Source organism: Actinoplanes solisilvae (genome assembly GCF_003999975.1).
GTDB classification, from domain to species: Bacteria; Actinomycetota; Actinomycetes; order Mycobacteriales; family Micromonosporaceae; genus Actinoplanes; species Actinoplanes solisilvae.
This window is the reverse complement of the sequence record NZ_RJAC01000023.1, coordinates 22929-43507: the sequence shown is the minus strand read 5'-3', so window position 1 is coordinate 43507 and position 20579 is coordinate 22929. Positions and strand designations below refer to the sequence as shown.

At 70.9% G+C, this 20579-nt stretch carries 23 protein-coding genes; 10 read left to right on the top strand and 13 right to left on the bottom strand.

What is annotated here, in order from left to right; translation table 11 throughout:
• Window positions 1-17 precede the first annotated feature (17 nt).
• The gene (locus EER30_RS37570; protein WP_127506009.1) at window positions 18-1655 is read right to left on the bottom strand and encodes a GMC oxidoreductase; all 1638 of its coding nucleotides are present in this window, start codon (window positions 1653-1655) and stop codon (window positions 18-20) included.
• Between the two features lie 53 nt (window positions 1656-1708).
• Here EER30_RS37570 and EER30_RS37565 point away from each other — a divergent pair, with 53 nt between their 5' ends.
• Both EER30_RS37565 and EER30_RS37560 read left to right on the top strand, forming a co-directional pair.
• The gene (locus tag EER30_RS37565) at window positions 1709-2467 is read left to right on the top strand and encodes an alpha/beta fold hydrolase (RefSeq protein ID WP_127506007.1); all 759 of its coding nucleotides are present in this window, start codon (window positions 1709-1711) and stop codon (window positions 2465-2467) included.
• 1091 nt (window positions 2468-3558) lie between these two features.
• Complete coding sequence (locus EER30_RS37560; protein WP_127506006.1) at window positions 3559-5019, top strand: flavin-containing monooxygenase; 1461 nt, start codon at window positions 3559-3561, stop codon at window positions 5017-5019.
• Here the strand turns inward: EER30_RS37560 and EER30_RS37555 are convergent.
• The 10 genes from EER30_RS37555 to EER30_RS37510 form a co-directional block, all read right to left on the bottom strand.
• A complete protein-coding gene (locus EER30_RS37555) occupies window positions 5004-6785 on the bottom strand; it encodes an ABC transporter ATP-binding protein (RefSeq protein WP_127506004.1) in 1782 nt (593 codons plus the stop codon). The genes EER30_RS37560 and EER30_RS37555 overlap by 16 nt on opposite strands.
• Window positions 6782-8608 (bottom strand): alpha/beta hydrolase family protein, encoded by a 1827-nt coding sequence (locus EER30_RS37550; protein WP_127506002.1) that lies wholly within the window; start codon window positions 8606-8608, stop codon window positions 6782-6784. The genes EER30_RS37555 and EER30_RS37550 overlap by 4 nt, the downstream gene beginning before the upstream one ends.
• Window positions 8598-9380, bottom strand: coding sequence for a hypothetical protein (locus tag EER30_RS37545; RefSeq protein WP_127506000.1), 783 nt, complete (start codon window positions 9378-9380; stop codon window positions 8598-8600). The genes EER30_RS37550 and EER30_RS37545 overlap by 11 nt, the downstream gene beginning before the upstream one ends.
• Window positions 9381-9629: an actinodefensin-associated protein B gene (gene adfB / locus EER30_RS37540; protein WP_127505998.1), complete on the bottom strand. Its 249-nt coding sequence runs from the start codon at window positions 9627-9629 to the stop codon at window positions 9381-9383.
• Window positions 9626-11107 carry a hypothetical protein gene (locus tag EER30_RS37535; RefSeq protein WP_127505996.1) on the bottom strand — a complete coding sequence of 494 codons (1482 nt, stop codon included), beginning with the start codon at window positions 11105-11107 and terminating at the stop codon, window positions 9626-9628. Before EER30_RS37535 ends, adfB begins: the two co-directional genes overlap by 4 nt.
• 1 nt (window position 11108) lies before the next feature.
• Window positions 11109-11606 (bottom strand): lasso peptide biosynthesis protein, encoded by a 498-nt coding sequence (locus EER30_RS37530; RefSeq protein WP_205650585.1) that lies wholly within the window; start codon window positions 11604-11606, stop codon window positions 11109-11111.
• On the bottom strand, window positions 11588-11782 hold the full coding sequence (locus EER30_RS37525; RefSeq protein ID WP_127505994.1) for a hypothetical protein: 195 nt from the start codon (window positions 11780-11782) through the stop codon (window positions 11588-11590). The genes EER30_RS37530 and EER30_RS37525 overlap by 19 nt, the downstream gene beginning before the upstream one ends.
• A 138-nt stretch (window positions 11783-11920) precedes the next feature.
• Window positions 11921-12883, bottom strand: coding sequence for an ABC-2 membrane transporter-related protein (locus tag EER30_RS37520; protein ID WP_127505992.1), 963 nt, complete (start codon window positions 12881-12883; stop codon window positions 11921-11923).
• A gap of 12 nt (window positions 12884-12895) precedes the next feature.
• On the bottom strand, window positions 12896-13834 hold the full coding sequence (locus EER30_RS37515; RefSeq protein WP_127505991.1) for an ABC transporter ATP-binding protein: 939 nt from the start codon (window positions 13832-13834) through the stop codon (window positions 12896-12898).
• 17 nt (window positions 13835-13851) lie between these two features.
• Window positions 13852-14244: a GntR family transcriptional regulator gene (locus tag EER30_RS37510; RefSeq protein ID WP_127505989.1), complete on the bottom strand. Its 393-nt coding sequence runs from the start codon at window positions 14242-14244 to the stop codon at window positions 13852-13854.
• A 337-nt stretch (window positions 14245-14581) separates the two neighbouring features.
• Between EER30_RS37510 and EER30_RS37505 the strand changes: the two genes are divergently transcribed.
• From EER30_RS37505 to EER30_RS37480, 6 genes are all read left to right on the top strand, one after another.
• A complete protein-coding gene (locus tag EER30_RS37505) occupies window positions 14582-15880 on the top strand; it encodes an AAA family ATPase (protein ID WP_127505987.1) in 1299 nt (432 codons plus the stop codon).
• Between the two features lie 145 nt (window positions 15881-16025).
• A complete protein-coding gene (locus EER30_RS37500) occupies window positions 16026-16394 on the top strand; it encodes an aldo/keto reductase (protein ID WP_255437081.1) in 369 nt (122 codons plus the stop codon).
• Between the two features lie 155 nt (window positions 16395-16549).
• A complete protein-coding gene (locus EER30_RS49800; protein WP_127506110.1) occupies window positions 16550-16684 on the top strand; it encodes an SDR family oxidoreductase in 135 nt (44 codons plus the stop codon).
• A gap of 32 nt (window positions 16685-16716) precedes the next feature.
• The gene (locus EER30_RS37490; RefSeq protein ID WP_127505983.1) at window positions 16717-17547 is read left to right on the top strand and encodes an oxidoreductase; all 831 of its coding nucleotides are present in this window, start codon (window positions 16717-16719) and stop codon (window positions 17545-17547) included.
• Window positions 17548-17558: 11 nt separating this feature from the next.
• Window positions 17559-18263 (top strand): TetR/AcrR family transcriptional regulator, encoded by a 705-nt coding sequence (locus EER30_RS37485; RefSeq protein ID WP_127505982.1) that lies wholly within the window; start codon window positions 17559-17561, stop codon window positions 18261-18263.
• Window positions 18264-18355: 92 nt separating this feature from the next.
• Complete coding sequence (locus EER30_RS37480) at window positions 18356-18736, top strand: Asp23/Gls24 family envelope stress response protein (RefSeq protein WP_127505980.1); 381 nt, start codon at window positions 18356-18358, stop codon at window positions 18734-18736.
• A gap of 6 nt (window positions 18737-18742) precedes the next feature.
• On the opposite strand, the gene EER30_RS37475 is transcribed toward EER30_RS37480, so the two are convergent.
• Entirely contained in the window at window positions 18743-19144 is a 402-nt protein-coding gene (locus EER30_RS37475) for a hypothetical protein (protein ID WP_127505978.1), read from the bottom strand.
• 247 nt (window positions 19145-19391) lie between these two features.
• Here EER30_RS37475 and EER30_RS37470 point away from each other — a divergent pair, with 247 nt between their 5' ends.
• Window positions 19392-19646, top strand: a complete 255-nt coding sequence (locus EER30_RS37470) for a flavodoxin (protein WP_349290909.1) — start codon at window positions 19392-19394, stop codon at window positions 19644-19646.
• Here EER30_RS37470 and EER30_RS37465 read toward each other — a convergent pair.
• On the bottom strand, window positions 19636-20148 hold the full coding sequence (locus tag EER30_RS37465) for an MmyB family transcriptional regulator (protein ID WP_240670552.1): 513 nt from the start codon (window positions 20146-20148) through the stop codon (window positions 19636-19638). The two genes, EER30_RS37470 and EER30_RS37465, sit on opposite strands and share 11 nt — an antisense overlap.
• Between EER30_RS37465 and EER30_RS37460 the strand changes: the two genes are divergently transcribed.
• Window positions 20128-20535: an aldo/keto reductase gene (locus EER30_RS37460; RefSeq protein WP_240670551.1), complete on the top strand. Its 408-nt coding sequence runs from the start codon at window positions 20128-20130 to the stop codon at window positions 20533-20535. The genes EER30_RS37465 and EER30_RS37460 overlap by 21 nt on opposite strands.
• Window positions 20536-20579 lie beyond the last annotated feature (44 nt).

The following is a 20579-nucleotide window of genomic DNA, read 5'->3' as shown; positions in this document are numbered from 1 at the left end:
GGAAGCGTAACCGGCCCTCAGAGTCGCAGAGCGCCGTGAGCACCGTCCGGAACAGCCGGACGAGACGGAGCCACCGCGGCCAGGCGCTGATAGGGCGACCCCACCGGCGGCCGGGCGTCCGGTTCACCCGCGTTGGGCCACAGCGACATCGCCCGCTCCGCCATCGCGGTGATGGTCAGAGACGGGTTGACGCCCAGGTTCGCGGCGACCACCGAGCCGTCCACGACGTGCAGCCCCGGGTGGCCGAAGAGCCGGTGGTACGGGTCGACGACGCCTTCGGCGGGGGACCGGCCGATCGCGCAGCCGCCCAGGAAGTGGCCGGTCACCGGGCGTCCGACGAGTTCGGTCATCGCGCCGAGGGCGACACCGTCGATCTCCGCGGCGGCGCGCCGGGCGACGTCGTGGGCGGCCGGGACCCAGTCGGGGTTGGGGGCGCCGACGCCCTGCCGGGTTCGCAGGCGGCCGCGGCGGCGGTGGACGGTGATGGAGTTGTCGAGCGACTGCATGGCCAGCAGCACGACCGTCTGCTCCGACCAGCCGCGCGGCCAGGCCAGCAGGTGTAGGTTCCGGCGGTCGCGGATCAGTTCGCGCAGGCCGGTGATCAGGCGGGAGCGGCCGCCCGCGTCGTCGATCAGGACGGTGGAGAGCAGGGCGAGCAGGTTGCTGCCCTTGCCGTAGCGGACGGGCTCCACGTGCGTGTCGGCGTCGACGTGTATCGACGAGGTGATGGCCACGCCGTGGCTGAAGTCGGTGTCGTGGTGGCGGGTGCGGGCACCGAGAATCGATTCCGAGTTGGTGCGGCTCAGTTCGCCCAACCGCGGCGAGACGTGGGGGAGGCTGCCCCGGTCGCGCAGCCGGTGCAGCAGCCGCTGCGTGCCGAGCGCGCCCGCCGCGAAAACGACCTGCCGGGCCGTGAAGGTGCGACGCCGCATCCCGCCGGTGTGGCGAGTTCGCACGATGAAACCGTCAGACCCAGGGCGTACGTCGGTGACGGTGGTCAACGGGTGAACCATGGCGCCCGCCTTTTCGGCGAGGTAGAGGTAGTTCTTGACGACCGTGTTCTTCGCCCCGACCCGGCAGCCCGTCATGCACGACCCGCAGAAGGTGCACGATTCCCTTTCCGGTCCGGCGCCGCCGAAGTACGGATCCCGGCCCGCCTCGCCGAAATGCACCCCCACGGGCGTATGCCGGAAGGTGTTCTCGACTCCCAAGGAGGTGGCGACCCGGTGCAGAATGCGGTCGGACGGGGTCTCGCGCGGATTCTCGGTGACGCCGAGCATGCGCTTGGCCTGGTCGTAGGCGGGGGCCAGTTCGGCTTTCCAGTCGGTCACCATTGACCAGCGCGGATCGTTGAAGAAACGGTCGCCGGGCTCGTAGAGCGTGTTCGCGTAGCCGAGCGAGCCGCCGCCGACCCCGGCGCCCGACATGATCAATACGTTGTCCAAAAGGGTCAGCCGCAGGATGCCGAAGCAGCGCAGCGCGGGCGCGAAGACGTAGCCGCGCAGCCGCCACGAGGTGCGGGGGAGTTCGTCGTCGGTGAAGCGCCGGCCGGCCTCGAGGACCCCGACCCGGTAGCCCTTCTCGGTCAGCCGCAGCGCGCTGACGCTGCCGCCGAACCCGGAACCGACGACGAGGACGTCGTAGTCGTACGTCATGGCGTACGGTGACACCGTTGTTGACGGCCTGTCAATAAGTGGGGTGGGATCGGTTGCACTACCACCGTGAGGGCAGCGGACGCCCGCTCGTGCTGATTCACGGTCTGGGCAGCCGATGGCAGGTGTGGAAACCCGTCCTGCCCGAACTCGCCGTCCATTTCGATGTGCTCGCAGTCGATCTGCCGGGCTTCGGCGAATCGCCTGCCGACGGTGGCCCGGCCGATGTTCCGCATTTCGCCGATCGGGTCACCGGCCTGCTCGACTCTCTGAGGATCGCGCGCCCGGCCGTGGCCGGCAGCTCGCTCGGCGGGGCGGTGGCCCTCGAATTGGGCCGTCGCGGCACGGCCCGGTCGGTGACGGCCTTCGCGCCGATCGGTTTCTACGGCGCGGGCGGGGCGCGCTGGTGTCAGGCGGTGGTGACCGCCGCGCGTCGTGGAGGCGCAGCGCTCGGGCCGCTTCTGCCCTCTTTGCTGCGGACCCGGGCCGGGCGTGTCGCCCTCTGTGGACTGTTCTACGCCCACCCGGCGTGGCTGCCCGCGCAGGACTGCCTCGACGACGCCCGCGCCCTGGTCACCGCGCCGGGCTTCAACGACGCCCGCCGAGAGCTGGGCAAATGGCGGCATCCAGGCGGCGACGGCCCGCCGGTGACTATTGCGTGGGGGACGCGCGACATCGTGCTGCCCTACCGCCAGTCGAAGCGCGCCCGGCGGTTGCTCCCGGCCGCGCGGCACGTTCGCCTCAACGGCTGCGGCCACCTGCCGTTCGGCGACGACCCGGCCGCGTGCGTTCGCCTGCTCCTCGATGGGGCCTGATCCTGCCATGCGCGTTCGCCCGCTCGTCCGGTTCGGTTTGATCCAGCCGTGTTGCGTTCGCCCACTGGTCCGGATCGGCGTGATTCCGCCGCGTGAGTTCGCCCGCTCGTCCGACTCGGCGTGATCCCCACCGCGTGCGCCCGCCTGCCGCTCGGCTCGGCCCGGTCCGGCCGCGTCGCTCCACGGGTGGGCTCACGCTCGGTGAGGTGGGGACGGGCGAGGAACGAGAGCGGGGGAGAAGAGAACCGCGGAGGAGGGCGGCGCCAGGTAGTGAGAAGCGGGCAGCGAGGAGAAGGCCGAGCTGACGAACCCGCCCGGGGATACGGGAAGAGGTGAGGAGTTGGAGAGCTTCGCCGTAGAGGTCGATCCTTAGCTGCCCCCGGACCTTGCATCCGCTTCGTGCGGCCGGTTGTGGTGGCGGGGTGGTTGCTGAGGGTTGCCAGGCGGGCTGGCGTTGTGGTGCTGCGTGGTGCGGCCGTTTGCGGTGGCGGGGTGGTTGCTGATGCTTGCCAGGCGGGCTGGCGTCGTGGTGCCGGGAGGTGCGGCCCGCTTGCGCTGGCGGGTGTTCAAGGCGGACAGCAGTTCCCGAGTTCAGGCAAACAGGGCCCACCCATCGCTTGATCAAATCAAGGTTCTGGATTCAGGCCCCTGGATCGCGATCGAGACCCCTACTTCACGGATCAGCGCAGCGATCAAACGGGGAGAGGCCTGGTTCCTGGCATTAGCTACGACGGCGAGCCAACCGGTCACTGTGACCAGCGGCGCCCAGGGCGGCGTCTGACGACGCCGCCTACGACAACGTCTATGACAACGTCCACGACGGCGTCTGCGGGTGGCGTCTGCGGGTGGCGTCTACGGGCGGCGTCTACGGGTGGCGCCTACGACGGCCAGCGTGGACAGGCTGCGTAACCAATCGGTCATTGCGGCCGGCCGCACCGTTGCGACGCCGCGGCGGTGGACGGCCCGCACGGCGAACAGGCCGCCGGGACCGGCCCTGCGAACCGGATGCCCGCACATTTGCTGCGCTATTGGCACATCGCCAACAGGCTGCTACTTTCGGTTCACAAACTCGATGGCTGAGGCGGTCCGTCATGAGCCACGATCCTCTGTCCACGTCGGCCGGTAGGTCCCGCGTCGTGATCATCGGAGCCGGATTCGGTGGGATCGCGGCCGCTGCGGCCCTGCTCAAGGCCGGCTACGACGACGTGGTGATCCTCGAACGCGCGGAGTCGATCGGCGGCGTCTGGCGCGACAACACGTATCCCGGCTGCGCCTGTGACGTTCCGGCGCCGCTCTATTCGTACTCGTTCGCCCCGAACCCGGCCTGGTCGAGCCGCTTTCCGGCCCATGACGAGATTCTGGCCTACCTGCGTGATGTCGCTTCCTCGCTGGGTGTCACCGCCCACGTCCGCCTCAACACGAGCGTGACGGCGGCGACCTGGACGGACAGTCACTGGCGAGTCGAAACAGCCAACGGCGACACGTACGAGGCCGATGTGCTCATCCCCGCCGTCGGGCAACTCGGCACCCCCGTCCTGCCCGCCATCCCGGGCGCGTTCGACGGGCCCGCCGTGCACACCGCGCGCTGGAACAACGACCTACCGGTTGACGGCGCCCGCATCGCCGTCATCGGCACGGGAGCCAGCGCTGTCCAGCTCGTCCCCGCGATCGCCGGCCGCGCCGCCCACGTCACCGTCTTCCAGCGCACACCCCCGTGGACGCTGCCCCGCCCCAACCGCCGCTACGGCGCTGGCCGTCATCTCGTGTACGGCCGCTGGCCTTTCCTGATGGCGTTGCCGAGAGCCGGTGTGTGGGCGTTGACCGTCGTCAACGGACACGCCATCACCGGCGGTCGCCTCGCCGGGGCTTTCGTTCGCACCGTGTCACGGGTCCAACGTCGCCTACAGGTGCGGGACGCCGCACTACGCGACCGGGTCACCCCCGACGAGCCGATGGGCTGCAAGCGCGTGCTGTTCACCGCCGATTGGCTTCCGGCCCTGTCCCGCCCGGACGTCAGCCTGGTCACCGACAAGATCCTCGAGCTGACGACCGACGGCGTCCGCACGACCGACGGCACCGTCCACCCCTGTGACCTGCTCGTCTACGCCACCGGTTTCGCCGCCACCGACTTTCTGGCCGGCATCCGCATCAGCGGCCGCGACGGCGTCACCCTCGCTGAGGAGTGGCGCGACGGCGCCTACGCCCACCTCGGCATGACCGTCCCCGGCTTCCCCAACCTTTTCCTGGTCTACGGCCCGAACACGAACACCGGGAACACGTCGGTTCTCTATTTCCTCGAGCACCAGGCCGCCTACATCGTTCAAGCCGTGCGCCACCTCGAAGACCGCAAGACCCCTTTGACCGTATGCCGGAAGGTCGCCGACGCCTACGACGACGAGATGCAGCAGCGGCTGTCCCGTAGCGTCTGGACGAGCTGCCAGAGCTGGTATCGCAACACCGCCGGCCGGGTCGTCACCAACTGGCCCGGCCTGGCCTCGGAATACCGGCGGCGCGTGGCTCGAATGGAACCGTCCGACTACGAGCCGACGTAGGCCTGCGCCTGCAGCCGATACAGACGCGCGTAGGTGCCGTCCAACGCCATGAGGCTGTGGTGCGTCCCCTCCTCGAGGACCCGGCCGCGGTCGAGCACGTAGATCCGGTCGGCGTCGCGCACGGACGAGAAACGGTGCGAGATCAGCACGACGGTGCGGCCCGCGAACAGTTCCCGGATGCGGCCGAACAGGTCGGCCTCGGCCTCGGGATCGAGGGAGGCCGTCGGCTCGTCGAGGATGACGAACGGCGCCGAACGGTAGAAGGCCCGGGCCAGCGCCAGCCGCTGCCACTGCCCGCCGGACAGGTCGGCCCCGCCGGTGAACTCCTTGCTCAGCACGGTGGCGTAGTCGTGCGGCAGGCCGGTGACGAAGTCGTGGGCGCCCGCCTGCCGGGCCGCCGCCTCGACCGAGGACGGGTCCGCCAGGTCGTCGGCGCGGCCGAACGTGATGTTCTCGCCGGCCGTGAGCCGGAAACGGACGTAGTCCTGGAAGACCACGGCGGACATCGCCCGCAGCGACTCCAGATCGTCGGCGGGCACGCCGTCGACCGTCAGCACGCCCTCGTCCGGCCGGTAGAGCCCGCTCAGCAGCTTGGCCAGCGTGGACTTGCCGGAGCCGTTGGGCCCGACCAGCGCGACGACCTCGCCCCGGCCGACCTCGATATCGACGTCACTGAGCGCGTTCTGTGTCGAACCGGGGTAGCGGAACGACACCGACTCCGCGCGGATCGACTCGAAACCCGCGCGCGGGGATCGTACGGTCGAAGCCGGGGTCTCCTCGGCCAGGAACGCGCGCAGATCGGAGAGGTAGGCCACGGCGCTGCCCATGTTGGCGGTCAGCGCTCCGATCATCTGCAGCCGGGCCGAGAGCAGCCAGAAACCGGTCAGCGCGGCCGCCGCCGTCGGCAGGTCGACGAAGCCGTGCGCCATGAGCCAGCCGACGGTCGTCACGACGGCCAGCACGAACAGGCCGCTGACCAGGTGGGCCAGCAGCTTGTGGCGCAGGTGCCGGCGGTAGGTCTCGATCGTGCCGTCGACCTCGCGGCGATATTCGAGGTCCCAACGTTGCCGCAGCGCCGGGCCCAGCCCGAGGGCGCGCACCTCTTTCGCCTCGTCGCGGCCGGTCAGCAGACGTTCGAGGTACTGCCGCACCCGTTTGTTCTCGGCCAGCCCGTGGTGCAGGCCGTAGCCCGCGTCGCGTTCCCGGGCGCCGGCCCGCAGCACGGGGGCGGCGGCCAGGATCGCCAGCGGCAGCAGCCACCAGGTCATGACGACGAACACGGCCGAGACGGTCAGCGCGGTCAGTACCGCCTGGATCAGCACGACCAGGGTGGTGACCACCATCGCCGGCTGGCCCCGGGCGGCGAAGACGGCCCGCTGTACCCGGTCGTGGAACTCGGGCTTCTCGAACTCGATCAGCTCGGACGTCGCGGCGGCCCGCAGCACCAGGGCGACGACGTGATGATCCAGCTTGGTCATCAAGACCCGCTGACGGGCACTTCCGTACGCCCTCAGCATGCTGCCCGCCGTCCCGGCGGCGATCACGACACCGGTGCCGAGCAGGAACGTGCCCGCGGCCGAGGAGTCGAGGCGGCCGCCGCCCCGGATGACCTGACCGAGCACGTGCTGGGCGAGCAGCAGCAGAACGGCGATGCCGGCGGCGCTCAGGACCTGGGCGAGGAGCACCTCGATCGTCGTGCGCCGGTCCGCCTGCCAGGCCAGTCGCACGGCCACGGCCGTACTGCGAAGAAGCTCCGCGGTCGTCATCGGCGCCCGTCCCAATTCCGTTGCCACCGCTCGTGTTCGGCGGCCAGGGCCTGAAGGTTCTCGCGGTAGCGGAAGGTGTGCCCTTCCTCGGGCAGCAGCAGGAGCCGGGCATGCCCACCGGTCGCGACGATCGCGCGATACAGCTCGGTCGCCTGGTCGGGGGTCGTGGCCGGGTTGGCGTCGCGGACCCCGTGCACGATCAGCACCGGCCGGGTCAGCCGGTCGGCGAACCGCAGGGCGCTGAACGCCGCATAGATCTCAGGCACGGCCCAGTACGACCGTCGCTCGTACTGGAATCCGGTCGGCGTCGACGTCCGGTTGTAGCAGCCGCTGTGCGCGATCGCCGCCGAGAAGTCGTCCGGGAGCTCGGCGAGCGCGCACAGGGCGAGGGTCGCCCCGAAGCTGTGCCCGCCGACAACGACCGCGCCGTCGTGTTCCTTGCGAATCATTTCGTACGCCGAGTGGACCGTCTCGACGATCTGACGGCGCAGCATCGGCACGTCGGCGTCGGCCGGCCAGTGCAGCGGCAGGCGCAGCGTCGCCCAGGCCTCGCCGGTCAGGGGAGCGGTTGTCTCGGTCTCCGGCTCGCCGGCCTTCGCCGCGTGGATCCACAGCAGCAGGGCGGGCGGCTGGTCCGAGCGCGACGGCCCCAGGGTCAACGTCGCCTCGGCGTGCCCGGTGTCGATGGTGAGGCGTTCGAGCGGTTTCGGCGCGGGACCGGCCGGCGGCAGCTGATCCCAGGTGACGTCGACTCGGGAATGCTCCAGGTCGACCGTGGCCCGGCCGGACGTGCCGGCCCGGTCACGGCAGCGCAGGACGAGCCGGGACCCGCCGGCCCAGACCGGCGGAGTGGGGGCGAATCGCAGGGAGGGCGGCACCGCCGCACTCGTCCGCTGCTCGCCGGTTGTGAACACCAGCTCCGCGTCGGCGTTGTGCTGCAGCAGCGCCGGTGTGCCGTTGTGCCACAGCGGCCACCAGGCTGCCGTCGGCACGGGCAACGTCTGCTCTGTGCCGCCACCGGCCGGACGGAAGTGGGCGCGGGCCTCGACTCCCCAGCTCAGGACGTCGGTGGACCCGGGCACCCAGCGCACCCCGTCGGGCATCGGCTCCTGCTCCGCGGTCTCGACGGTGAGGAGCGTCGTCGGCCCGGCCGGCCACTGGTCGAGGAGCACGAAGCGACCGTCCGGAGACGGGCGCAGGCCTCGGATCAGAGCTGGCGGGGTGAGCGTCCGTGTCGCGCCGGTCGTGACGTCGAGCGCGGCCACGCTGGTCGCCGTGAGCTGCTCGATGTCTGGCTCGAAACTGAGGAAACCGGGGCCGACGGCCTCCCATGCGGTCGGTTGCGCGACCGTAGGTCCGGGCCGGTCGGCCGGGACGAGTACGAGGATGTGGTCGTCGTCGAGCCAGGTCACCGGGGCGAGTCCGCGGCCGCCCTCGCCGAGAAACCCCACCGCCGCAGGCTGATCGTCGAAAGTCGTCACCTGCCGGGCGGCGTAGTCGGCCACCCACGGATAGGCGCTACGGCCACGCGTCGCGAGGCCGGCGACCAGCGGGCGGCGCGGATGCCAGGCGAGCTGGGGGACGAGCACCCGCGCGACCGGCAGGGTCCAGAGCGAGCCCTCGTGGCCGATCCTGACGCTGCTCGGGCGCCCCCGCTCGGGCACGGGCCCGCCGAGGTCGGGATCCATCAGAACGCCGCGCCAATCCACGGCCGATGGGTTGGCGTCCCGCAGCGACGGCTGTCCGGGTACGTCGGCGATCGCCCACGCCCGGCCGTGCGCCGCGTGATCCCGGACCGGCCGCTCCGCTGCCTCACCCGGCATGGGCCGACGACTCCGCCCGGATGACCACGCGGTCGATGAGCGCCTTCACCTTGCCGATGCCGTCGACGGCCGGGCAGACCGGCTGCCCGTCGGCCCCCAGGCCCACCGCGCACGGGACTCCCAGCCCGGCCGCCGCCGAAGGGAGATCGTCGCCGGGCTGGAGAACGGTCATCTCCACGGCGTCCCGCCGCGCCGCGTCCATGGTGCTCACGAGCTGCTTGAGCGACCGGCAGGACGGGCAGTGGTCGGACACGTAGAGGGCGACCGCGAACACCGGCTCCGTGCACGGCGCCTCGGCGGCGGGGCGGCGGCGCTCGAGGAGCAGGAGGACCGTGAGGCTGATCGCGAGTCCGAGCACGACGGCCCCTCCACGGGCCGGGAGTCCGGCCGCCGACCCGGGCAGCAGCAGGGCGACCACGGCGACGGTCGCCGCCGCCGCGTTGGCCGCGATGTGCAGCGCGCCGATCGCCTTCGTCTGCCGGGCGCCGAAGCACGCGCAGCGCCGGCCACGCAGGGCGACGGCCACGCCCGTCAGACCGGCGTACATCAGTGCGATCGGGGCCGCGGCCCACACTCCCGGCAGGAGGATCGCGCCGACGACGGCCAGAAGCTCGGCGATCGCGGTGATCCGGGGACCGTACGGCGTGGCGAGCGGCCCGCGCTCGATCGGCCAGGGAAGCTCCGCCGTCGGCGTGGTCAGTTTGCGGTAACCGGCGACGGCGAGAGGACCGGCCAGTCCCACCGCTGCGAGCTGGGCGATCAGTCCGGACATTCAGGACCTCCCGGTTGACGTGGGTGAGGGTGCGGGCGGCAGCAGCCAGCCCGCGCGCAGGAGCGGTTCGATGAAAGCTCGCAGGTCGCTGACGCCCCGGCCCTCGTGCAGCACGGCGTGCAGGAGATCGGCCTCCCGCTCACCGAATTCGGTCAGCGCCAGGGACGGGCCGTGTACGAGCACGGCACCCCCGGACGGCAGCCTGGTGAGGACGACCCCGGGCGCCCATCGTGGTCCTGTCGCGTTCATCGGCGTCCCCACAGCCAGCGGTCGACCCACACGAGCCGAAGAATCGGAAGAGCGTGCTGGGCGAGTTGATGGCCGTCCTCGATCGCCCGTACGACCGCGGCGGGCTCGATCAGCCCGAGGTCGGCCAGGGCGCTCTGCCTCGACAGCCCGGCCACGACCTTCTCGCGCTCCTGCAGCAGGTGTTTCGTGGCCGCCAGGCGCAGCCAGTAGGCGGGGGTGGCGGTGCCCGCGGGTCGCACCCCGCGGGCTGCGAGAACCCGGCGCAGCGGCAGATGGTTCTCGAACACGCCGTGACGGATCCGCCCGAGTTGCCGGGGCGTCAGCCGGTCCACCGCCGCCAGCACTCCCGGATCCAGCGCGGGCAGGCGCAGACCGCCGTCGCCGCGCTCCTGCAGGCCGGCCACCGCGCGTTGCACGCTGGAACCGAGTTCGCTGAGATGCTCCTTCCACATCGCGGTGCTGCCACGATGGGCCGACTCGAACAGTTCGCGGCCGCGTCCGGTCAACCCCGGCAGGTCGCCGGCGCCGGTGGCCGAAGGGGGCGGCGGCGTCGCGATCGGCTGCGCCTCGGGCTCGTGCGGCCCGCCGCGGCCCGGGGGCGAATAGACGACGCCCTTGGCGAGCAGGGCGCGGGCGTCCCCGAGGGCCGGCAGGGTGCCGGCGATGTGGAACGGCTCGCACCCGAGCAGGCGCCAGCCGCGTACGCCGGCATCGATCATCGGCAGTTTGGTCGAGGCCAGGTCGGCGAGTAGCGACCCACCGACGATCTCGCCGGTGTGGCGCGTAGCGAGCCGGGCCGTGAGCCGCCGGGTCGCCTCGACGTCCGGCAGCGGCGGCTGGATCTCCTCGCCGGTGATCCATTGGTGGTCGAGCAGGTCTCCGACCTCGACCGGTACCCGTTCGACCGGGAGACCGGCGATCGCGGCCGGGACGCTGCCCTGGTCGAGGCCGAGGTCGGCGTGCAGCAGCGTGGGACGGAGCCCGGCCTGAGCGGCGACGGCGGCCACGAACGCGGAGCCGAGCCCGCCGCTGTAGGCGATCGCGAAGTCGCGGTCGAGGTCGTGCAGCGCCGCGGCCACGGCTTCGGCCGGCGAGCGGCGGGTGCGGGGGAGTTCCGGGGACACCCGGCCGACGGAGATCCCGTCCGGGCTCACCCGCACCGTCGTGCCGACGACGAGCCGGTGGACCTCGGGGACGATGGTGGCGTCGGGCGCCGGCGAGATGCCCTGGATCAGGCCCAGCATCGTGCCGGGGTCCGGAGTGGCTGGACCGTCCGACGGCATCAGCGCCGCGAGGTCGGTGCCCCACACGAGGCGGTCGCGATGAATTCGATAGAAGACATCGCGCGGGCCGGGGCCGGCGCCGCGCAGTTCGAACGAGCCGGCCGCACGGTGGACGGTGACCCCGGAACCGTTCAGATCGGGCCGTCGATCCTCGTAGACGATTCCCCGGGCGGTCACTTTTACGGTTTCCACCATGTCATCGCTCCCCGGGCGCGCGGTATACCTCGAGGTATTCCTCCTCGACGGGCAAGGACGTGCTGACGACGTTCCCGTCGACGCTGACCCAGGCGAAGAAACCGGCGGGCGCCACGGCCGGAGCTCTTTCGCGGCCGAGGTGGAAAGAGGCGTCGACGCCGAGGCCGCGCAGTCCGGCGGTCAGAAACAATGCATCCTCGACCGGGTCGAGAAAACCCATGGTCAGTCGCTGCAACGTCCGTAGCCGCACCACCGTGGTCGTCGCGGCTGACCGCCGGCGTCGGATGGCCGGGCCCGGCCAGTCCTTGAGATCGTAGAGGCCGTCGGTGGTCCGGGCCTCTTCCACGAAACGCCGCGCCTGCCGCGCGGCGGTCACCATTCCGGGCAAAGCGATCGCCGCCGTCTCGTTGAGGAATACGGAAGAAACGAGATGCCCGCCGGGAACGATCCCGACGGGCACCGGAATCCAGCGATCAGCCTTTACGGCTTGAGGATCCACTCGCAGGAGTACCACTCACAGTTCGTGACGTAGTCCGGGTGGTTGCAGCAGTCCGAGTCCCAGACGCAGCGCTGACCGTTTCCGCTGCAGGCCTCCGCGACGACGGTCGGCTCAGCGAACATGTGCTGCTGCAGCCCGTTGCTGGACAGCTTGGCAGCGATGGAAGTCACTGTCATTCCCCGTTTCCCTTCGACCGGGGCGGGCCTCAGGATCCCGCCCACCTATCGACCAACTTAAAAGTGAGAAACGGGGGTAACAAGATTCTTGCGCTGTCCTGGAATGTCCCGGACGGAGGCGGACGGCCGCGGACCGGGTCAGGCCCGCCGCCGCGCCGTGCGCAGGATCGCGATCACCGCCAGCACCGCCGACGCGGCGAGCAGGATGCCGGCCTGGATGGCCTGGAAGAGCCAGAACCGGCTCGGCGGCTGGTGGTCCACGGCCGGTTGGAAGCCGAGCTTGGCCATGCAGGCCGCCTGTCCGCGGTCCGGGAACTCCGGCCCCGCCGACTGTCCCGCGGGCAGCGGGCAGAGGGTGTCGACCGGCGTCGCCGACTCCCGTCCGGCCGAGTCCACCCACGCGTCCCCGGCGATGATCGATCCACTCGCGATCAGGGCCTGCGTGTCGGCGTTCACGGTGCGTACCGGGGTGGCGTAGGCGTCCTGGGCCAGCACCAGGACCGGGAACGTCACCGCGACGATGGCGATCGTGACCGCCATCGCGGGCAGGGTGCGGCGCAGGACCGCGCCCGCGGCCACGCCGAGCAGCATCGCGAACAGCCACCAGACCGCCGGAGCGATCCCGACCAGGTTGAACAGCGCGGCGTGCCCGAACGCGGTGTCGGTCATCCCGAGGGTGTCGAGCCAGCGGGTCAGCATGACCGACAACGCCATGCCGGCCAGCAGGACCAGCACGCTCAGCACGGCCAGTTTCACCGTCAGCCAGCGAGCCACCGGCACCGACTGGGTCCACGCCAGCCGGTGCGTGCGCCGCTCGAACTCGCGGGAGATCAGCGGCGCGCCCCAGAACGCGCCGATGACCGCCGGGGCACCGATCGGCAGGAGGTCGAGCACGATGCTCATCCGCTGGAACCGTTGCGCCAGCTCCCCCCGTACGGCGTCACACGCCTCGCCCGCGCCGGGGCAGCCGGGGGGAGCGTGCTGGTCGAGGTAGCCGGCGGCGTCGAGGCCGGAGAGCAGCAGCAACGTCCCGAGCCCCAGGAGCAGGGCGCCGGTGATGAGAAGCTGACCTCGGTACTGTCGCCAGGTGAGCCAGAGCAACGCAAGATCCTTTCAGCGGGCGAGGGGGACGGGGCGGTCGAGCAGCGCCACCGTGTCGGGGTTGCGCAGATAGGTCAGGACGATGTCCTCGAGGTTGACCGCGGCGGTGGTCCAGCGCGGATCGGCCGGCGGCTCCTCGGAGCGGATCATCAACGTCGCCTGCCGTCCCTTGGTGCTGCGGGAGATCACCGTGTGCCCGGCGGCGAGGTCGTCCATCTCATCGGCCGCGCCGGTGCACATGCGGTGCTGGGCCAGCAACTCCTCGATGTCCCCACTGACCTGCACCCGGCCGCCGTTGAGCACGACGAGCCAGTCGCAGGTGCCCTCCAGTTCGGACACGACGTGCGACGACAGCAGGACGGTCATCCCGGTCTCGGCGACGGAGGCCATGAGCGTACGGGTGACGTCGTCGCGGGCCAGGGGATCGAGGTCGGCCAGGGGCTCGTCCAGGATGAGCAGGTCGGGCTGCTTCGCGACGGCCAGCGCGAGCGCGACCTGGGTCTGCTGCCCGCCCGACAGCTTGCCGACCTTGCGGTCGAAGGGCAGGCCCAGCTCCTCGATGCGCCGGCGGGCGAGGTCGTTGTTCCACCGGGGGTTCATCGCGCGGCCGAAGCGGAGCATCTCGGTGACGGTGAAGTCATGGTAGAGAGGCTTGTCCTGAGCGAGGAAGGCGATCCTCGACAGCGCCTCGGCCGTCTGGCGCATCGGCACACCGAAGACGGAGACGGAGCCGGCCGTTGGGGTCAGCAGGCCCACCGCGATCTGCAGGAGCGTGCTCTTGCCGGCGCCGTTGGGGCCGACCAGCGCGGCCACCCGTCCCGCCGGAACGGTGAACGAGCAGTCCCGCAACGCGTAGGTCCGCGAGTATCGCTTGCTCAGGCCGTCGGCCACCAGCGCCGGGGCGACCTCCGGCGGCTCCGTCGCCGCCTCGGCGGTCCTGCCGCCGGACACTCCAATACCGCCCGCCCTCACGCGGACTCCCTTCGAAACGATTCCTTCAGGACGGCGGCGAACAACGCCTCCAGGTCCTCTTGTCCCATTCCCGCTCCGCGGCCGTCGGAAATCACCTTGGCCAGCCTCTCCCTGATTTCAGCCTGTTCCTCCGACGGGACCGCCCCGAGCGTCCGCTGGATGAAGGTCCCCATCCCCGGACGGGCCAGGACCAGGTCTTCGCGCTCGAGTTCCCGATAGGCCTTGAGGACCGTGTTCGGGTTGATTCCGAGCGCGGCCACCACTTCGCGGGCGGTCGGCAACTGGTCGCCGGGTTGCAGCACTCCGAGTCGCAATGCTTGCTTTACCTGGTGAACCAACTGCAAGTAGCTCGCGACTCCCGACCGGCGATCCAGATGAAATTCGATCACCTCCAACACCCTTTCACTACTCACTTAGTGGAACATGGCATATCTTACTCTGGGTTGTCAAGTCGCCCTTCCAATGTTGCTCAGAGTGCTGGCCGTGCGGCAAATGTGGCTTATCAGGGGTTTCGCCCTTACGGCCCGTCGAGGCTGGTCGCATCGATGCTCAGCGATTGACAGCCCTCGGGGGGCGGCATAGCATCCGTCTCATGTCACGGGGATGTAAACGAAGGGTGAACCGCGCCTTGATCGCGGCGGTAACGGTTCATTGAACGCGAAAAACGAAACTCACAACGGTCCGCCCTGCCCGGAGAACGCCAATACCGCTGCCGATTTCGTCGTATTGTTACGGCAGCTCAAAGAGTGGTCCGGGCTGACTCTGCGCACTATCGAAAGCCGCACCCGGGGCCTCGACCGGCCCCTTTCGCGCAGCACGATCGCCGCCACTCTGGCCCGGGACAAGATTCCTCGCCACCATTTCCTGGCGGCCTACGTGCAGGCGTGCGGAGCGGACCCGTCGCCCTGGCAGCACGCACGGGCCCGCCTGGCCGTGGCTGCCGCCGGTGACGGTCGGGCGCACGGTGTCGTCCCGGTGCAGCGACTGCCCGCCCATCGCCCGCACCTGGTCGGACGCCAGACGGAGGCCGACGAACTGCGGCAGGCGATCCTCGACCCGGGCGCGGGCACGCCCATAACCGTCCTGAGCGGTGGGCCGGGGGTCGGCAAATCGGCTCTCGCCCTGCACGTCGCCCACGCCGTCGCCCCGCACTTCCCGGACGGTCAGCTCTATCTGAACCTGCACGGCGCCAGCCCCGGCCGCGCGCCGCTCACCACCGCGCAGGCCGCGGCGGCGCTGCTGGACGCGCTCGGCGTCGTCCCCGACCGGGAGATCCGGGAGGCCGACGTCCTGCACGCGCAGCTGCGAACCCGCCTGCGGGGACTCCGCATGCTGATCGTCCTCGACAACGCGGCGTCGGTCGCCCAGGTGCTGCCGCTGTTGTGGACACCCGAGTCCGGCCGCGTGGTGGTGACCTCTCGAAGCAGCCTGACGACTGTCGATGGAGCATGTCACCGCTCACTCGGCCCGCTGTCGGCGCGGCACGCGGTCGCCATGCTGGAAGGGCTGCTCGGTCCGAGCCGCACCGCCGTCACCCGGAGCGTGCACGACCTCGCCGAGCTGTGCGACCGGCTGCCGCTGGCCCTGCGGATCGCCGCCGCTCGGCTGATGTGCCGCCCGGCGTGGCCGGTCACCGCGCTCACCGAACGCCTCGCGAACGAGGATCGCCGGCTGGACCAGCTCAGCACCGCGGGCCTCTGCCTGCGGGCGAGCCTCGCGTGCAGCACCGACCTGTTGAGCGCCTCGGGAGCGTCCGAGGACCGGCTGGCGCTGCGCACGTTCGACGGACTGGGGGCCCTGCGGACCGGTCCGTTCGACGTCGTGGCGGCGGCCCGCGCCGTCGGGCTTCCGGCCGACCTGACCGAGCGGGCGATGGAGCGCCTGGTCGAGGTCAACCTGGTCGACGGTTCGTTGCCGGGCCACTACGTGCTGCCCGAGCTGATCCGGCTCTTCGCCGCCGAGCGGGCTGCCGTTCCTCGTCGCGCGATCGTGGCCGTCGAGCGCGAGGAGCCGGTCACGGCGTAATGGCTCCGAGCGTGATCCGGGCCGCATTCCGGTAACAAGAGGCCAGTGGACTCTTACGGTTGACTCGTAAGGTTCCACTGGCCTCTTATTGCGGAGGTGTGCCGGATGCTCTCCGTGCGCCCGACCGGTCTCGGCCTGATGCCCGCTGGGCCGCGGCATGCTGGCCGGCCGGTTCGGCGGCGACGCGACCTTCGCCCGCGACGACTTCCGCTCGACCCTGCCCAAGTTCCAGGGCGACAACCTCACGGCCAACGCCGCGCTGGTCGGCGAGCTCACCACGTTCGCCCGCGAGCGTGGCCACACCCCGGGTCAGGTGGCGCTGGCCCGGCTGCTGGCTCAGCCGTACGACATCGTCCCGATCCCCGGCGCCCGGCGGCTCGACCGCGTACGGGAGAACCTGGCCGCCACCTCGGCGCGGCTCGGCCACGACGACGTCGCCCACCTCAACGAGCTCTTCGCCCCGGCCCGTGTTCGCGACGGCCGATACGGCGACCTGCACACCACCGGAAAGTGAGCCGACCATGACATCGCAGTTCGACGGAAAGATCGCCTACGTCACCGGCGCGGGCACCGGCATGGGGGCCGACATCGCCCGGCTGTGAGTGACGCCCGGGCCGTAGGGCAGACGGTGGCCGAGACCGTACGCCGGTTCGGCGCGAGGTCGCCCGGATCGCCGAGCGCATCCCGGCCCGCCGCGTCGGAACCGGCCGCGAGATCTCCACGGCCGTCTGCTTCCTGCTTTCCGACGAAGCCTCCTACATCACCGGCGCGCACCTCGCGGTCGACGGCGGCTTCCTCTCCTGACCACCAGAAATCCGTACGGAAGAAGGCATCTCATGTCCAAGGTTTGGCTCATCACCGGCAGCTCCCGCGGGCTGGGCCGGCAACTCGCCGAGTCCGTCCTGGCCGCCGGTCACCGGGTCGTGGCCACCGCCCGGCGTCCCGAGCAACTCGACGACCTCGCCGAGAAGTACGGCGATCAGATCCGCACGGTCGCGCTCGACGTGACCGACCCGGCCGCCGCCCGCGCGGCCGTCGCCACCGCGGTGGACGCCTTCGGGCGCCTGGACGTGCTGGTCAACAATGCGGGCTACGCCGATGTCGCGTCCATCGAGGACATGCCCGACGACGAGTTCCGCGCCCAGATCGACGCCAACTTCTTCGGCGTCGTCAACGTGACCCGGGCCGCGCTGCCGGTCCTGCGCGCGCAGGGGGCCGGTCACATCATCCAGATCTCGTCGGTCGGTGGCCGCGTCGGCGGTCCCGGCCTGGGCGCCTACCAGTCGGCCAAGTGGGCCGTCGGCGGATTCTCCGAGGTGCTCGCCAAGGAGGTCGCCCCGCTGGGCATCAGGGTAACCGTGGCCGAGCCCGGCGGCATGCGGACGAACTGGGCCGGATCGTCGATGACCGAACACCCGATCAGCGACGCCTACCGCGGGGTCATCGAGCCCGCGGTGGCCCGGCTGCGCGCCGCCGACGGCACCCAGCCCGGCGACCCGGAACGCATCGCCCGGGTGCTGATCGACCTGACCGACAACCCCGAACCGCCGGTGCACCTGCTGCTCGGCGCCGACGCGGTCGCCGCCGCCCGGGCCCAGGCCGACAACCTCGCGGCCACCGACGCCCGGTGGCGCACGGTGAGCGAGTCCGTCAGCTACGCCGGGTAGCCTTTCGGGCGATGAACTCTGAGCTGGACTTTCAGCGCGCCCGCAGCCCCGAGCAGCGGGAGGCCCGCCGCCACGCCATCCTCGGCGTGGCGGCGGACCTGCTCACCGAGGTGCCGCTGAGCGAGATCAGCCTGCGCGAGCTGGCCCGGCGCGTCGGGCTGTCGAAGACCAACGTCGTGCGCTATTTCGAGACGCGCGAGGCGGTCTTCTTCGCCCTGCTCAACCTGCGCGTCGACGACTGGGTCACCGAGCTGCGGGGCGAACTGCCGGGCCCGGCCTTGGCGGGGGCCGACCCGGGCGCGGTGGTCGACGCCCTGGCCGCGTCGCTGGCCCGGCGCCCGCTCATCTGCGAGCTGTGGAGCGCGCTCGGCACCGAGCTCGAACGCAACATCTCGGCCGTCGCGGTCCGCGACTTCAAGCTGGCCAACTCCGCGTCGCAGGCCCGGCTGGCCGCCCTGCTCGCCGGCCGCGTGCCGGCGCTGACCGAGGCCGGCGCCCGCGAGTTCGTGTCCCTGATGATCCTGCTGATCGCCGGGCTGTGGCCGTTCGCCAACCCGTCGAGCTCGGTGGCCGAGGCGGTCAGCGACCCGTTGCTGGCCGGCTCCCGGGTCGACTTCGAGGCCCGGCTCGCCCGTGCCCTGCGGGTCTGTCTCACCGGCCTGCTCACACTCGGCGACAGCACCGCCCGCAGCGCACCGCAGACCGACGAGCGTTGATACGCTCCCGGTCCGCGGCGAGTGTCGCCACGGGACGGTGTGGGAAGTCCGCGGCGAGTGTCGCCGGGGGACGGTGCGGGAAGAGGGACGGCATGAGCGACGGTGTGGCGGGGGTCAACTCGGTGTCCCGCGAGGTGGTCGAGAAGATCGCGGCGACTGCGGCCAGGGAGACTCCGGGCGTGGCCGACCTGGGCGGCGACGTGGCCCGCTTCTTCGACAAGGTCTTCGACAAGATCGGGCTGGACGAGGTCGGGGACGCCACCCGGGGTGTGCACGCCGAGGTCAAGGGCGCGAGCGTCGAGATCACCGTGGTGCTCGTGCTCGCCGCCGGCAGCGTGGTCGGCGAGGTCGTCAAGGTCGTGCAGACCAAGATCGCCGAGGCGCTGACCGGCTACGGTCTCGTCGTCGCCAGCGTCAACGTCAAGGTCGACGACATCGAGCTGGCGCCGGAGCAGGCCCCGCCGACGCTGTAGGCGATCTCAACGGGAGTGACGATCCAGGCCGGCCGTGTCGAATTCGTCGAGGTGCCCGTCGCGTCGCACGCCCAGCCACCGCAGCAGGGCGTTGATGGCCAGGTCGTCGGGTTCGGTCACGACATAGTCGTCCTCCTCGGCCGACGTGGCGGTGAACGACGGGCCCCACGCCACTTCGCCATGCCAGGAGTTCGGCCTGTTCTTCGCCAACATCCCGTCGGTCAGTTCCTCGATGCGGGCCTGGACGCGGGCCGACTCGGCGCCGGCATCGAGATTGTCCACGGTGCTCATACGGTCGAACAGCGGTCCACTCGCGATCACCGCGACCGCGAAGACGCCCAGCCATCCGGCGAGGATCCAGAACTTGAAGCGGACGGTGAATGTGCCCGTCCGTTCGGACAACCGCATGCCTGAACCCTCGGTCGGAGGATCGGCACCAGATTCAGGCGGGACTGAAGAGGCTCTCGATCATGACGTCCAGGTGTTCGGCGAGCACGTATCATGTCGCGGGTACTTTCCTGAGCGGTCGCCGAATTGCCGGGACCTCGCGGCGCCGTTTTCAAACCTCCGAAAGGGGTCCCTGTCGTGACCCCTTTCGGCAAAGGCTCCCTGCCCGCTGTCAAAGCGAGTTCCATAAGGGCGGAATCACGCCCGTATCAGCCCGATCTGGAACGTCCGGGCCCCCATGATCATGACGAGGTTCGCCGAGAGCTTCGACTTCGCCGGCAAGACCGTCCACCCCCTGACCACGCACGCGATGAGCGGTCTGGGAAACACCGAGCGTGACTACGCCGCTTCGTGCCCCGGCGCCACGCTGCGCGAAGGCCTGGCCGTCCGCGGCGAGGAGGTCACCGGCGCGCAACCCGCCGTCGAGGCCTGGCTGCGCCGCATCGGCCTGCTCACCCGCTGACGATCAGCTGCGTCGCGGCCCACGCGGCCAGCAGCTCGAGGCCGTCGCCGGTGGCCGTTCCCCGCTCGGCGGAGTAGGTCACGATGGTCAGGCCGTCGTCGCCGGGCAGTTCGAGAGCCTCGTACGCCAGATCGAGCTCGCCGATGGCCGGGTGACGCAGTCGTTTGGTGCCGTGCCGGTGGACGTACACATCCTGGGCGGCCCACATCGCGCGGAAGGGTTCGCTGCGCATGGACAGCTCGCCGATGAGGTTCATCAGCTGCTGGTCGTGCGCGTTCTTCGCGGCGGCGATGCGCAGCGAGGCGACCGCGGCGCGGGAGATCTGCGCCCAGTCGGGATAGAACGCCTGGGCGTGCGGGTCGAGGAAGTTGAACCTCATCGAGTTGACCGGCAGCGTGGCGCCGGACGAGAACATGGGGCTGTAGAGGGCCAGGCCCAGCGGGTTCGCGGCCAGGATGTCGAAGCGACGGTCGTGCCGGCGGTGAACCAGATCGAGGTGCACCCCTACTTCCAGCAGCGTGAGGTGCAGGCGTTCGGCGCGCGCCATGGCATCCTCACCCAGGCGTGGTCACCGATCGGTGGCATCACGTTCTACCGCGACAGCGAGCACACCAGCACCCTGCGGGATCCGGTGATCGGCGAGATCGCCCGGGCGCACGGCAAGAGCCCGGCGCAGGTGATGCTGCGCTGGCACGTCCAGCAGGGTCGTTCGGCGATCCCGAAGTCGACGAAGCCGGCGCGGATCGCGGAGAACTTCGACGTCTTCGACTTCGAGCTCACCGACGAGCAGCTCGCCGCGATCGACGGGCTCGACACCGGCCGGCGCGGCGGTCCCGATCCCGCCGACGTCACCCTGGCGACGTTCGGGCGCGACATTCCCGAAGCCTGACCCAACCGGCCCCGCTGTCCGCTCGGACAGCGGGGCTCTCCCGG